This is a genomic window from Seohaeicola zhoushanensis (assembly GCF_014656415.1).
Lineage (GTDB): Bacteria > Pseudomonadota > Alphaproteobacteria > Rhodobacterales > Rhodobacteraceae > Seohaeicola_A > Seohaeicola_A zhoushanensis.
The window spans coordinates 61,077-74,461 of record NZ_BNCJ01000007.1 but is presented as its reverse complement, the minus strand read 5'-3'; the positions used below and the strand labels follow the sequence as shown (position 1 = coordinate 74,461).

Below are 13,385 nucleotides of genomic sequence, written 5' to 3'. Positions count from 1 at the left end.
TTGCCGCTTGGGATATGGCCCGGCGAGTGCTTGCAAACCCGGTTCGCGGGCTTCTGTCGGCTGTGTTGGATTGGAAAAGGGACGCCGCATCTATCCGGGCCGACTTCACCACGCCCCACGCCGTCGCGCCGGCGTCGCTCTCAACCGTCCTGACAGGCGAATGGTGCGTCATGGAACCGAAGGAAGTATTGGCGAAGGTCAAAACTGCCGGCGCGGATGCTTTGGCTTGTTTGCTTCATCTGAAGGGCTTCGTCGAACTGCCTGAAGAAGGTTGGAACCTTGTGTATGAACAATACGCAACGAAAGCGATTATCGAAGGCAAGCGGTCGAACGTTATTTTCGCTGTATCGCCGAGCCTTTCCGACCCGTTGGCGTCGGGCCTGGACACTGCCAAGACTGCCGAGTTCGTCGCCGACTTCTTTAAAAACCAAGAGAAAATCGCCGACCGCCAACGCGAAATTGCCGCCTCAATTAGCCAGCTCTGTGCAGTCGTGGCGGCTGCCACCGGACGCAGCCCCGATGAGGCTTGGTCCGCGCTGACCGGTCGCTAAATGAGCGTCGGTCTTCCACCAGTCGTTTATCTGCCTGCCGGTCCAACGTTGACTAGCAGGCAGATATTCAAAGCCTTGGGGTGTTCGCGCCAGTGCTTGTATTATCGCCGAAAGGTTATGGGGTTTCCTCGTCCTTTCGGCAAAACTCAGGCTGTTCATTACGATACCGCTGCGGTTGCCGAATGGGTCCGTGAACATGGCTCTACAATTAACTTCGTCTGAACAAACAGGATAAAATGCAATGAACGATAATTCACGTATCTCTACGGTGGTCACTCACCTGCCAAACGGAAAATTCGCGCCGGGCAATCCCGGTAGACCGCGCGGCAGTAAGAACCGCGTTTCGAACACCGCGCTTCAATCCGTTAAATCAATGAGTGATGACGCCATTAATCAGCTAAAGTCAAAGCTTGCATCTGGCGATTGGCAAGCAATTTGTTTCGTGCTTGAACGCATCCTGCCGCGCGGTAGAGTCGTTGAACTCGATGGCGTCACCCCGGAAGAAGTCATGGCCCAGATGATTGACGGCGAGATATCGACCGTTGAGGCGAAGGATATTGCCGTTGCGCTCAAGAGCCTGACCGAGATTAGCGAGATTGGCGAAATTAACAACCGGCTTAAGCTTTTGGAAGCCATGCTTACGGGCGATGTGCGATGACCATTGCCGCGCTCGCATCGCATCTGGAAAGGCTTGAAGCCTTGGTGAAGGCAAAGGGTCGGTTGCCACTCTGGCGGCTGGATGATGCCGAGCGCGCGGCCTATCAGCGGTGGCGCAACGCCAGCAAAGCAGCCATCGCCGACTATGAAGCGGAGCATGGTAAGGGCGCGTCCTATGCGGCTGGACGGGAAGGGAATTTTGAGATTCCCGACATGCCGGAATGGCTCCGCAAAGCCCTTGATCTTGAGCCGACGCCGGCTATTCCGGTCGGCGCAACCACACCCGAAGCAGCGCAAATTTATAGGGGCTACGTCGAATGCAACCAATCCTGATAACTCAACCGCGCCCGGCGATCCTCTGGCACGATGATTTCCGAGAAATTGCAATGTTCTCTCCGGTGTCGTTAAAGGAGGCGCGGCAGTTCGTTGGCGAGCGCGCCGTTGGGCCGGTGGTGTTCGACAACGCGCTAATGCCCAAATCGCTCGGTTGGATGGATGATGCGCACGGGGTTAGACGCTTGGCTCTGACCGGACGTGGGCTTTTCGAAATTTTGCTGATCGTTAAAGGATTCGACCTTGAACTTATCAGCCAGACCCATTCGGACGTGTTGGGCCGGATTTTCGACCGCGACCATTACGGCTATAATGCCGCAGTCGAGTTCCTGGATGCTCTTAAGCGCCGTGGCGGTCAGTCTGTCTATGCTAATCTGATTGGAATGGCTGGCAAGAAACTGCCAGGTGATCGCGAGACGGATTTTTATGAACTTGGAGCAGATTTCGATGAGATGTTGAGGCCATTAAATTTTGGTTAATTATTTTCGCGGTTCTGGCGATGTTTCAAACGTAGGGCGCCTTTCGTAATCTCTCGTCAATGCTATATGATAGTTCATACATCAAGTCATAAACGGCCGTTTCGTGACTGCGATAATAAGAAATGTCAGTAATGAGATCGCGCTGGCCGTGGGCGATGTTATTCCTTCTTGAGACGAGCGTATTAATTAGGAATTTGTGAGTTTCTAGGGAGGGAACACTTAGGTCCGCCACATCAAGAATCTCTGAGAATACGTTCGGCCATAGATTCGATTTGGTTTCAACTTCCGGAAATGTGGGTTTTCCGGCGTGGTGAGCGTTAACGAAGTCCTCAATTTCAGTCAAAAAATCTATTGGCGGCAACCCTTTAAGTTGTCTAAGCATCCTTTCAAGAGCAAAAAGCCTAGTTAGTTTTGGCAATGAACCGCAATTTTGAACTCTCTTCCGCGCTTCATCGTAGAAGATTGTCATCGCGGTTTTGACGAAACCTTCATAGTGGGCGTAAAGCAATGCCCAGCACGCCCGAAGCAATACCAACTTTTGGAGGTCCGTCGTGTCCCTTCGAATCAACAAAACTTTTAGAGAGCCGAGTTCAGCTTCGCGCCAGTCTAAATCCTGAGAAATAATTTCAAGTGGGGACATTGCCACAAAGGTAATCCGATACGACAGCGATTCTTTGATGCAGCTTTGGTATGGTGTTTGCGCCGGGACCAGTCGCGCCCTTGAAGTCTTCACTCTCAAACGCGACTTTCAGTCGCGCAAGCACCAATTCCGGTGTCAGCTCTTGAATTTGGGCCGCGTGAGCAACAAAAGCCGAGCAAACGGCTTCAAAGTAGGCGGGAGCCAAGCGTCCAGTTGGCTCGCCATGCGAGTTGAATCTGGTAAAGGCTTGGTCTTGAAGTTTCGCGTTGATGTTAGAAAAGGTTTGAACAAAAAGTTCTTCCATTGCTTGGAAATCAAACCCTACGCGCTTAAATAGGATATCTTCCATATATCCATCGAGCCATTCCTCGATATTCCCGCGAAAGCCGTCTCTCGCATTGACTAGGGCGAAGAACCTCAGAACCAACTCTTCGTTCGCCCGCTGCTCGATCATTGTGATGGGCAATCTGGAGGTTGCGTTCGAAAAATCTTCATTCGTCGCCAGTCGCTGAATCAGTTCATAGAATTCGGTTCCGCCTTCGATCATTCGGGACGAGCAGTTTCGGATTTCTTGGGCCGAAAGAAGGGAGCCCCCTGTGTTCAGCCTTTTGAACAGTTCATATTTCACAAACGCGTCGCCAGACTTATTGATAATCGTCGCTCTGATGGGCGTCCGCTTTATTTTTAGTTTCAGTACGGTGTCGATAGAACTGAACGTTTGCCCGTTGAGCTTTTCGAGGAAGTCACACCCCTGGAGGATTAACTCGGGCTGCCCAATTGCTGCATGGTCTAAGAATTGAAGAACTGAACTTGTTCGTTGTAGGCCGTCTATTAGTTCAAGCACCCCATCATCGTTTTCAATTAGAAATATTGGAGGAATCGGAAGTCCCATTACGATTGACTCAATCAATCTGGACCGTTGTTCGTTCGACCAACGAAAAAGTCTTTGATACTCGGGTCTAATAATTATCTCTGCGTCGCGATGCAGGTTCAGAAGTTCTCCAAACGAGAAATCAACTGCCGAAGTCCGGATTCCTCGTTCTTGGTTTTGGGGGGTGCTATCACTCACGACAGGTAAATCCTTCCATTTTGGGGCATGTTAGTGCCGCTCCAGCACCCATGCAACTGTGCTCATAGCGTGCGTCTGCTGAGTTAGTTTTCGGGCGGTAGCTACCCGCGCCACCGCTGGCAGTAACCGCCCGCTATGAGCATTTCGCCAATGTCGCGACCATCGGGCAGGGCGCAAACGCCGACTTCCCGATCATAGCTGCGCCGGCCTTCAAGAGTGCAGCGCAACTGAACGCCGGCGACGATGCGCGAGATTTGCGCGGTCGCCCGGTCGCCTGCCGCGCTTCCGGCTTCCGCACAGTCCAGATTGGCTATCCTGACCGGCACCAGCCCAACAACGATTGTATCGCCGTCGCGGACGCGGGTAACGCGGTCGAGCAGGATAGAGCCGGGACGGGAACCCGGTTGAGTGGTGCGGGCGGTCTTGGTCGATACCGACCCGCCGCCGCCCCATGCGCCGCCACCGTTCAGGATGCGCGGCTGTTGCCCGTCCGGTCGCCCGTCGCTCCAAAGGTTGCCGACCGCCACCACCGCCAGGATACCGAACATCGGCAGGATGGACAGGTTGCGCGGCAGGATGCGCCGGCGGCGGCGGGATGGTAGCAGCTTCATCATCGGGCCTTGATGCCTGACGAATCCGGCGGCTTTGGGGCGAAGTCAGGACGGGTCATCGGCGAGGCGTTTTAACCGTCCGAAGTGATTAAAAAGGCGGCTATCCTTCTAAGTGGTTACAGAAAACTGGGTAGAAGACCGCTATCCAAAAGCCAATAATTCCATGAAAACAAAGGCTTTGGGGGATTGACATGCGGAGGAGGCGGGATTCGGAGTGGGTCTCCGGGTCGGTCAGCAGGCCGTCGAGCGCCTCGACCACCTCGGCCACCGCCCGCAGCTTGGCGCGTTTCTGGCGGGCGGCGTGGGGGTAGAGCCCGGCGAGCGCGAGGTCGAGCGTGGGAAACAGCCCGGCGGCGGTGGCGGCGGTGGCGATGGCGGCCTTCTCCCAGGGCGAGAGCGCCTGGCGGATGTCGTTCTCGGCCACCATCTCGGCCAGGGCGGCCTGGCGCGAGTCGGGGTCGCGGAGATGGGCCTCGATGGTGGCGTATTTCTCCTGCCCGGTGAGGTCGTGCAGGGCGCGAACCGCGGCGAGGCGGCGGTAGCCGGAGAGCAGGCCGAAGGTATTGCCGGTGGCGAAGACCTCGATCGGCTGGCGCAGGCCGGTGGCGGCAATGGAGCGCTTGAGCTCCTCGAAGGCCTCGGCGTCGAGGAGCGAGCGGTCGCGGAGGAGCGCGTGGGGGTCGATCTGGTCGAGTGGGATGCGCATGGGGCCTCCGGGAAGCGGTGCAGAGGCTGCGCGGTTTCGATGAAGGTTCGGTGAAGGCGGCGCGCGGCGGTTGCGGTGGCGGGCCGGGGCGGCCATATCTGGGGCATGGAGTTCAGGGGTGCAAAGCTGGCGCTGTTCCTGGGCGGGGAACTGCTGGTGATCCGCCGGGATCAGAAGCCGGACATCCCCTGGCCCGGACGCTGGGACCTGCCGGGCGGCGGGCGCGAAGGGGCGGAGAGCCCCGAGGCCTGCGTGCTGCGCGAGACGCGCGAGGAGGTCGGGCTGGTGCTGGCGGCCTCGGACCTGGTCTGGGCGCGGTCGTATCGGCAGAGCAACGGCACGGTCTGCTTCTTCGCGGCGGAGATGCCGGGGGCGCTGGCGGGGCAGATCCGCTTCGGCGACGAGGGGCAGGGCTGGCGGCTGATGACGGCCGAGGCCTATGGGCGCGACCCGCTGGCGATTCCGCATTTCGTGACCCGGGTGGGGCATTACCTGAGCGAACGGGGCGGCTGACAAGAAAACCCCCGCGTCATCGGCGGGGGAAGGTGACGGGCCACAGGAAGAGAAAGCCCGTCGGGGGAGTGTCTCGGGATCAGGGTCGCCGAGAATCACGCCTGCGCAAAGTACCGATTGCCCTTAGGTCAAGGTACACGCATTGCGTGTGCTTTTGCGGGCACAGGGTCGGTCCTGGCGCAGATCTTGTGGTTTGCCTCAGACCGAGCGCAATTCGTCGAGGATCGCCTGGGCGGCGGCGCGGGGGGCGGGGGCGGCCCAGACCGGGCGGCCGACGACGATGTGGTCGGCGCCGGCGGAGATGGCCATGGCCGGGGTGGCGATGCGCTTCTGGTCGCCGGCGGCGCTGCCGAGGGGGCGGACGCCGGGGGTGACGATGAGCTTGCCCGCGGCCTCGGGCAGGGCGCGGATGGCGGCGGCCTCGTGCGGGGAGGCGATCACCCCGTCGGCCCCGGCGGCCAGCGCGCGGGCGGCGCGTTCCAGGGCGATCTCGGCGACATCGCCGGGCACGATCATGCCGGCGTCGAGGTCGGCGCGGTCGAGCGAGGTGAGCACGGTGACGGCGAGGATCCTGAGGCCAGAGCCGCCGGCGCCCTCGCGCGCGGCCCTGACCACATGCGGGTCGCCTTGCACGGTGAGGAAGTCGAGGTCGAAGCGGGCGATGCCCCGGACCGCCGCCTCGATGGTGGCGGAGATGTCGAAGAGCTTCATGTCGAGGAAGATGCGCTTGCCCTGTTCCTGCTTCAGCTCGTTGGCGAGGCCGAGGCCGCCGCCTGTAAGCATCCCGAGGCCGATCTTGTAGAAGCTGACGAGATCGCCGAGCTGCTCGGCCAGGGCCAGGCCCTGCACGGCGTCGGGAACATCCATGGCGACGATCAGGCGGTCATCGGACATCGGGCGGCACTCCTGTGATGGGGTTTGGGGGGCCATAGCGGAAAAGCCGGGGAGAGGAAAGCGGGCGATCCGCGGGCGGAGCGGGCGCATGGGGGCGCTGCCCCCGCCGCCTTTGGCAGCCCCCCGGAGATATTTGGAAAGAAGAGAAGCAGGGGCGCGATGCTCGCATCCGGCCTCGGCGCTGAAAGTGGGACCGCGCGGCCCTCCTTGCCGCTTGAACCGCCGCGTGATCTCAGCTGCGGCGGCCCTCGCGGAGCCAGCCGCCGACGATCAGCGCCGCCGCCATCAGCAGCACCAGCCAGGCCGGCAGCAGCGCCATCTGGGTGACGTCGCGGGTCTCGTAGGCCTGGCGCGGGGTGAGGCCGATCCAGCCGCGCCCGGCGGCGGGGCGGCCTTCGCGGACGTCGCGCAGGCTGGGCAGGCCGTCTTCCAGCGCCAGGCTGCCGCCGCGCCGGGCCTCGATCACCGGCAGCAGCGCCGCATCCGAGGCCACGGTCTGCTCGAACTCGCGGGGGGCGGCGGGGCCGAGGCCGATGACCGAGCTCTGCTCGCCTTCGCTGAGCCGGTAGAGGCCGATGGAGGGGCCCTGGTAGAGCCGTTCGTAATGGCCCGGCGCCACCTCGTTCAGGGCCAGTTCCTCGGTGGTGCCATCCGGGCGGGTGACCGTCACCGGGCCGACGCTGTCGCCGAGGGTGCGACGGATGATGCGCATGGTCTGGCCCGTCACCACCTCGGCCCAGAGCGCCTCTTCCTCGAGTTCGGGCTCCTTCATCATCCAATGCGCCAACCGGCGCAGCAGGTCGAGTTGCGGCCCGCCGCCCTCGTAGCCGCGGGTCCAGAGCCAGGCATGGTCGGAGGCGAGCAGTGCGACGCGGCCCTTCTCGACGCGGTCGAGCACCAGCAACGGGCGGTCCTCCACGCCGGTCATCACCGTGGTGCCGCGGTCGGGGGTCACGTCGACCTGGCGCAGCCAGGAGCCCCAGGTTTCGCCGCCGGCGAGATCGGCGGTCACCGGGTGGCGGTGGCCGAGATCGGTGACCTTGGGGCGGAAGCGTTCCTCGATCACCCGCGCCGTGGGCGAGGCGGGCAGGATCGCCCCCAGCGGCGAGCGGTAGAGGCTGTCGGCGGTGGCGAAGTCGGGCCCCGCCGCCACCAGCACCGCGCCGCCGTCGCGCACGTATCGGGCGACGTTTTCGAGGTAAAGCGCTGGCAGGATGCCGCGCCGGCGGTAGCGGTCGAAGATGATCAGGTCGAAATCGTCGATCTTCTCGAGGAAGAGTTCGCGGGTCGGGAAGGCGATCAGCGAGAGCTCGCCCACCGGCACGCCGTCCTGCTTCTCGGGCGGACGCAGGATGGTGAAATGCACGAGGTCGACCGAGCTGTCGGATTTCAGCAGGTTGCGCCAGGTGCGCCCGCCGGCATGCGGCTCGCCCGAGACCAGCAGCACCCGCAGGCGGTCGCGCACGCCGTTCATCTGGATCAGCGCGGTATTGTTGCGGTCGGTCAGCTCGCCCTCGGCGGTGGCGACGGTGAATTGCAGCACGTTGCGCCCGCCGTGGGGCAGGGTGACGGGCAGATCGATGTCCTGGCCGACCGGCACGGTGAAGCTCTGCGGCGCGCCGCCGTCGACGGCGATCTGCAGCGCCGCCGAGAGGCTGCCGGGCGGCACCGCGCCGCTGTCCTCGATCCGGAGGGTCAGCGTCACCGGCTCGCCGATGATGGCGAAGGCGGGGGCGTTGCGCACGATCAGGCGGCGGTCCCAGTCGGTGGAATGGCCGGTCATCAGCAGGTGCAGCGGCGCCGGCAGGTCGGGGGCGAGATCGGTGTCATGCACCTGGCCGTCCGAGAGCGCGATGATCCCGGCGATGCGGGCGCGCGGCTCTTCCGCCAGCGCGGTGTTGAGCGCCGTCATCAGCTGGGTGCCGGCGTCGCCCTCGCCGTCGGGCACCTCGACGCGGCGCACCTCGGTATTCGGGCGCTCGGCCAGGCGGGCGGCCAGGGCCTCGGCGGCCTCGGCGGTCTGTGCCGGGCGGTCGGAGAGCATCTGGCTGGCGCTCTTGTCCTCGAGCAGGAGGACGATGTCGGAGAGCGGCGCGCGGTCCTCTTCCTGGTAGACCGGACCGGAGAGCGCGCCAAGGATCACCAGCGCGCCGAGCCCGCGCAGCCCCCAGCCCGAGAGCCCGCGCCAGGCCGCCAGCGCCACCGCCAGTGTGGCGAGCGCGGCCAGCGCCGCGACGGCGGGCCAGGGAATCAGCGGGTCGAAGAGGAGTTCGCCGGTCATTGGCCAAGCCTGTCGAGAAGCGCAGGCACGTGGACCTGGTCGGATTTGTAGTTGCCGGTGAGCACATGCATCACCAGGTTGACGCCGAAGCGGTAGGCCAGCTCGCGCTGGCGTTCGCCGGAATAGCCGCGCCCGACGGGCAACAGCGCGCCGCCGTTGCGGTCGACCGCCCAGGCCGCCGCCCAGTCGTTGCCGCCGATCACCACCGGGGTCACGCCGTCGTTGAGGTTGCGGAAGGGCATCCCCTCGATCTGCTCGGCATCGGGCGGCGAGGCCTCGACCCAGAGGTCACGGCCGGAGTGGCGGCCGGGGAAGTCCTGCAGCAGGTAGAAGGTGCGGGTCAGCACGTGGTCTGCGGGCAGCGGCTCCAGCGGCGGGATGTCGAGCGGGGCGGCCAGCTGCTGCAGCTTGCGCCCGTTCGGGCTGGAGGCGCCGAAGCGGGCGATGTCGGCGTCGCGGGTGTCGAACAGGATCAGCCCGCCCGAGCGCAGGTATTCGTTCAGCCGGGCATAGGCCGCGGCCGAGGGGGTCGGCTGGTCGGGGGTGATCGGCCAGTAGAGCATCGGGAAGAACACCAGCTCGTCGCGTTCGAGGTCGACGCCCATCGGCTCGCCCGGTTCGACCGAGGTGCGGAAGAACAGCGTGTCGGAGAGGCCCTGCAGGCCGGCCTGGGCCACGTCGTCGATATTGGCGTTGCCGGTCAGCACATGGGCGAGGATCAGCTCGCGGCTGGCGGCGATGGCGAAGTCCTCGTCATCGGCGGTCTGGCTTTGGGCCTGGGCGGGCGGCGGCAGCAGCAGGACCAGCAGCGCCAGCGCCGCGGCGGTGCCGCGCAGGCCGCCGGTAAGGCGGCCGGAGAGCGCCAGGGCGGCAACCACGTCGGCGGCCAGCAGCACCAACGCGAGGGCCAGCAGCAGGCCGCCGAGAGGCAGTTCCTCGGTGACGGTCAGCCCCTCGACCGGGACGCCATCGGGCCAGGCGGCGGGGGTCAGTTCGGTCTCGGTTGTGAGCACGTTGCGGGCCAGGCGGCGGTCCTCGCTGCGGTAGAGGCCGGGGCGCAGATCGGGGCCGACGGGGGCCTCGGCGAGCACCGGGCCGGGCACGCCGGGCAGGGTGCTGGCGTCGGAGAGGGCGCCGTAGGCGTCCATCACCTGCACCGGGGTCCAGGTGGTGCCTTCCAGGTCATCCGCGCCGGGGGCCTTGGCGGCCGAGGAGACGGCGAGGCGTTCGAGCATCTCGACGAAGAGGCCCGAGAGCGGCAGGGTCGACCATTCGGCGTTGGCGGTGACGTGGAACAGCACGACCTGGCCCTGGCCGAGCATCTTGCGGGTGACCAGCGGGGTGCCGTCGCTGAGCGCGGCGATCACCCGGTCGGCGAGGGTGGGGTCGGGCTGCGCCACGACCTGGGCCGAGACGGTGACGTCGGGCGAGACGCGCAGGCCGTGGAAGGGCGAGCCTTCGGGGAAGGGGGCCAGCGTCTTGGGCTCGCCCCAGCTCATCGCGCCGCCGACGGTGCGGCCGCCGGCGCGCAGGCGCACCGGCATCAGCGGGTGTTCGTCGATGCGCGAGACGTCGCTGGCGGCAAGGCGCGGGCCGGCGAAGCGCAGCAGCATGCCGCCCTTCTCGATCCATTCGGTCAGCGCTGCCTCTTCGGCGGGCGAGAGGGTGGCCACGTCGGCCAGGACGATCACGTCGGGGTTGGCCGGCAGCACGTCCATCAGCGCGCCGTCGAGCAGGTCGGCGGTGGGTTCCAGCGCCTGGTGCAGGTAGTGCAGGGGCGCCAGCAGTTCGAGGCCCTCGCGGTCGTCGCGACCGGCGATCAGGGCGACCTCGCGGCGGCGCAGGGCGTCGTCGGTCAGGCTCAGCGCGCCGGCGGAACGTTGGCCGGCAATCTCGAAGCGGGTGACGCGGGCGCGCAGTTCGGCGGGCAGGGCCAGCGCGGTCTCGGCGGCGGTCTCTCCGGCGGCGAAGGTGGCCGTGGCCTGGCCCAGCGTCGCGGCATTGCCGGCCGGGTCGCGGCCCTGGGCAAGAATGGTGATCTCGCGTTCGGCCCCGCTGTCCGAGCGGCGGGCGGTCAGCTGCACCGCGCCATCGGCGAAGGTCGCCGGGGCGAGGCCCAGCACCGGGCCGCCGGTCTGGAACACCCGCAGCGGACCGCGCGCCAGAACCGTCTCGGCCAGGGCCTCGCGGCCGGGATAGTCGATGCCGTCGCCGAACCAGTAGGTCTCGACCCCGGCGGGCAGGCCGGAGAGCGCCGCGCTCACCTCGGCCAGCTGGGTTTCGGTCGGGGACCAGGGCTGCGGGATCAGGCCCGGCAGCCGCGTCTTCCAGGCGTCCGCGGCCTGGAACACCAGCGTTTCCGGGGCGGAGAGCAGAAGGATCGCCACGGTGCGCCCGGCGCGGCCCGCCTCGGTCAGCTGGGTGTCGATCAGGCGGGTCTTGTCGTCCCAATGGGTCGCCCCGGCCCAGCTGCCATCGAGCAGGATCAAGAGTGGCCCGGCGCCGTCCTCGGCCTGGCGCGGGTTCAGTACCGGGCCGGCAAGTCCCACGATCAGCGCCGCCACGGCGAGCATCCGCAGCAGCAGCAGCCACCAGGGCGTGCGGTCGGTGACGCTCTCGTCGTCTTTCAGGCCGAGCAGCAGCGCCACGCCGGGAAACCGCCGCCGGATCGGCGCCGGAGGGATCGCCCGCAGGATGATCCAGAGGATCGGCAGGGCCAGCAGCCCCAGCAGCAGCCAGGGCGAGGCGAAGCCGATACCGCCGAGAACCGTCATCGCGTGCCCCCGTCAAGTGCCCGGTAGAGCCAGAGCAGCGCCGCCTGCGCGCTCTCGCTGGTGTGGTGGATGCCGAATTGCCAGCCGGTGGTGCGGCAGAGGCCCGTCAGCTCGTCGCGCCGCGCCGCCAGCCGGGCGAGATAGCGGTCGCGCAGCTCGTTGGCCTTCAGCGTCTCGTGTTTCAGCGTGCCGCCGACGCTTTCGAAGATCGTCCGGCCGCGGAAGGGGAAATGCTCCTCGGCGGGGTCGAGCACCTGCAGGAGCATCCCGCGCACGCCGCGGTCGGCGGCCTTGGTCAGCGCGAGCCGCACCTCGGCGATATCGCCGAGAAAGTCGGAGATGAAGACCGCCCGCGCATGGGGGATCATCGCTCGGTGTTCGGGCGGGGCATAGTCCTGCGGGGCATCCACCGCCAGGGTCTGCGCCAGCCGCGCGATCTGGTCGTTGCCGCGCCGGGGCGGCAGGCTGGTGCCGGTGAGGCCGACCCGTTCGCCGCCGCGCACCAGCAGGATGGCGGTGGCCAGCCCGAGCAGGCGGGCGCGGTCGATCTTGGAATCGAGATGCTTGTCCGAAGCAAAGCGCATCGAGGCGCCCTGATCGACCCAGAGCATCACGGACTGCGCGATCTGCCATTCGCGCTCGCGCACGAACTGCTGATCGCCGCGCGCCGAGCGGCGATGGTCGATCATCCGCCGGCTGTCGCCGGGCTGGGCCGGGCGATACTGCCAGAAATTGTCGCCGAGCCCCGCGCGGCGCCGCCCGTGTTCGCCCAGCAGGACGGTGCCTGCCAGCTGCTTGGCGCGGGCCAGCAGCGGCGGCAGCCGCCCGGCCTCGGCCTCGGCGGTTTCGCGCAGGGTGATCGGGTTGGTCACGCCGCGGCCTCGGCGCGGGTCAGGCCGCGCGCGGTCTCCTCGATCAGCGCCGAGAGGCTGTCGCCGCGCGCGCGGGCGGCGAAGTTCAGCGCCATGCGGTGGCTGAGCACGGGGCGGGCCATGTCGATCACGTCCTCGGCATTCGGCGCGAGGCGGCCCTGCAGCATGGCGCGGGCGCGCACCGTCATCATTAGCGCCTGCGCCGCGCGCGGGCCGGGGCCCCAGGCGACGGTATCGCGGACCCGGTCCGAGGCGCCCGGCTCGTCGGGGCGGAAGGCGCGCACCAGGTCGAGGATCAGCTCGACCACCGAATCGCCGACCGGCATCCGCCGCAGCAGCACCTGCGCCGCCAAGAGCTCGTCGCGGGTGAAGACCTGCACCGCCTCGTCCTCTTCGACACCGGTGGTGGCCAGCAGGATGTCGCGCTCGGTGGCGCGGTCGGGGTAGGGCACGTCGATCTGCACGAGGAAGCGGTCGAGCTGGGCCTCGGGCAGCGGGTAGGTGCCTTCCTGCTCGATCGGGTTCTGGGTGGCCAGCACGTGGAAGGCGCGGCCCAGCGGGCGGTTCTCGCCGGCCACCGTTACCACGCGTTCCTGCATCGCCTGCAGCAGCGCCGACTGGGTGCGCGGGCTGGCGCGGTTGATCTCGTCCGCCATCAGCAGCTCGCAGAAGATCGGCCCCTCGATGAAGCGGAAGTGGCGCGAACCGTCGGCGGCGGTGTCGAGCACCTCGGAGCCGAGGATGTCGGCGGGCATCAGGTCGGGGGTGAACTGGATGCGGTTGCCGTTCAGCCCCATCACGGTCGAGAGCGTCTCGACCAGCCGGGTCTTGCCGAGCCCCGGCAGGCCGATCAGCAGCCCGTGGCCGCCGCAGAGCAGCGCGGTCAGCGTCAGCTCGACCACCCGGTCCTGCCCGATGAATCGGCGGGTGATCGACTGCCTGGCCTCGGCCAGCTTGGCTTCGAGCGCCTCGATCTCGGCGACCAGATCTGCGGGTTGGGACATG

At 65.9% G+C, this 13,385-nt stretch carries 14 protein-coding genes; 5 read left to right on the top strand and 9 right to left on the bottom strand.

Annotated features, from left to right (window positions below):
• From IE266_RS13670 to IE266_RS13655, 4 genes are all read left to right on the top strand, one after another.
• Positions 1 to 551: hypothetical protein (locus IE266_RS13670; protein ID WP_229864108.1), on the top strand; the 551-nt coding region annotated here is incomplete at its 5' end.
• A gap of 241 nt (positions 552 to 792) precedes the next feature.
• The gene (locus IE266_RS13665; RefSeq protein WP_189680655.1) at positions 793 to 1,209 is read left to right on the top strand and encodes a hypothetical protein; all 417 of its coding nucleotides are present in this window, start codon (positions 793 to 795) and stop codon (positions 1,207 to 1,209) included.
• Positions 1,206 to 1,541 (top strand): hypothetical protein, encoded by a 336-nt coding sequence (locus IE266_RS13660; protein WP_189680654.1) that lies wholly within the window; start codon positions 1,206 to 1,208, stop codon positions 1,539 to 1,541. The genes IE266_RS13665 and IE266_RS13660 overlap by 4 nt, the downstream gene beginning before the upstream one ends.
• Positions 1,526 to 2,020, top strand: a complete 495-nt coding sequence (locus tag IE266_RS13655) for a hypothetical protein (RefSeq protein ID WP_189680653.1) — start codon at positions 1,526 to 1,528, stop codon at positions 2,018 to 2,020. Before IE266_RS13660 ends, IE266_RS13655 begins: the two co-directional genes overlap by 16 nt.
• 25 nt (positions 2,021 to 2,045) lie before the next feature.
• Here IE266_RS13655 and IE266_RS13650 read toward each other — a convergent pair whose 3' ends face one another.
• The 4 genes from IE266_RS13650 to IE266_RS13635 form a co-directional block, all read right to left on the bottom strand.
• Positions 2,046 to 2,660, bottom strand: coding sequence for an MAE_28990/MAE_18760 family HEPN-like nuclease (locus tag IE266_RS13650; RefSeq protein ID WP_189680652.1), 615 nt, complete (start codon positions 2,658 to 2,660; stop codon positions 2,046 to 2,048).
• Positions 2,647 to 3,729, bottom strand: a complete 1,083-nt coding sequence (locus IE266_RS13645) for a GmrSD restriction endonuclease domain-containing protein (RefSeq protein WP_189680651.1) — start codon at positions 3,727 to 3,729, stop codon at positions 2,647 to 2,649. The genes IE266_RS13650 and IE266_RS13645 overlap by 14 nt, the downstream gene beginning before the upstream one ends.
• A gap of 101 nt (positions 3,730 to 3,830) precedes the next feature.
• On the bottom strand, positions 3,831 to 4,343 hold the full coding sequence (locus IE266_RS13640) for a thermonuclease family protein (protein WP_189680650.1): 513 nt from the start codon (positions 4,341 to 4,343) through the stop codon (positions 3,831 to 3,833).
• Positions 4,344 to 4,440: 97 nt separating this feature from the next.
• Positions 4,441 to 5,046: a ParB/RepB/Spo0J family partition protein gene (locus tag IE266_RS13635; RefSeq protein WP_189680649.1), complete on the bottom strand. Its 606-nt coding sequence runs from the start codon at positions 5,044 to 5,046 to the stop codon at positions 4,441 to 4,443.
• A gap of 105 nt (positions 5,047 to 5,151) precedes the next feature.
• Here IE266_RS13635 and IE266_RS13630 point away from each other — a divergent pair, with 105 nt between their 5' ends.
• A complete protein-coding gene (locus tag IE266_RS13630) occupies positions 5,152 to 5,559 on the top strand; it encodes an NUDIX hydrolase (RefSeq protein WP_189680767.1) in 408 nt (135 codons plus the stop codon).
• Positions 5,560 to 5,757: 198 nt separating this feature from the next.
• Here IE266_RS13630 and pyrF read toward each other — a convergent pair whose 3' ends face one another.
• From pyrF to IE266_RS13605, 5 genes are all read right to left on the bottom strand, one after another.
• Positions 5,758 to 6,453 carry an orotidine-5'-phosphate decarboxylase gene (pyrF, locus tag IE266_RS13625; RefSeq protein ID WP_189680648.1) on the bottom strand — a complete coding sequence of 232 codons (696 nt, stop codon included), beginning with the start codon at positions 6,451 to 6,453 and terminating at the stop codon, positions 5,758 to 5,760.
• A 232-nt stretch (positions 6,454 to 6,685) separates the two neighbouring features.
• A complete protein-coding gene (locus IE266_RS13620; RefSeq protein ID WP_189680647.1) occupies positions 6,686 to 8,734 on the bottom strand; it encodes a hypothetical protein in 2,049 nt (682 codons plus the stop codon).
• Positions 8,731 to 11,508 (bottom strand): DUF4159 domain-containing protein, encoded by a 2,778-nt coding sequence (locus tag IE266_RS13615; protein WP_189680646.1) that lies wholly within the window; start codon positions 11,506 to 11,508, stop codon positions 8,731 to 8,733. Before IE266_RS13615 ends, IE266_RS13620 begins: the two co-directional genes overlap by 4 nt.
• Entirely contained in the window at positions 11,505 to 12,380 is an 876-nt protein-coding gene (locus IE266_RS13610; RefSeq protein ID WP_189680645.1) for a DUF58 domain-containing protein, read from the bottom strand. Before IE266_RS13610 ends, IE266_RS13615 begins: the two co-directional genes overlap by 4 nt.
• Positions 12,377 to 13,384 (bottom strand): AAA family ATPase, encoded by a 1,008-nt coding sequence (locus IE266_RS13605; RefSeq protein ID WP_189680644.1) that lies wholly within the window; start codon positions 13,382 to 13,384, stop codon positions 12,377 to 12,379. Before IE266_RS13605 ends, IE266_RS13610 begins: the two co-directional genes overlap by 4 nt.
• Position 13,385 lies beyond the last annotated feature (1 nt).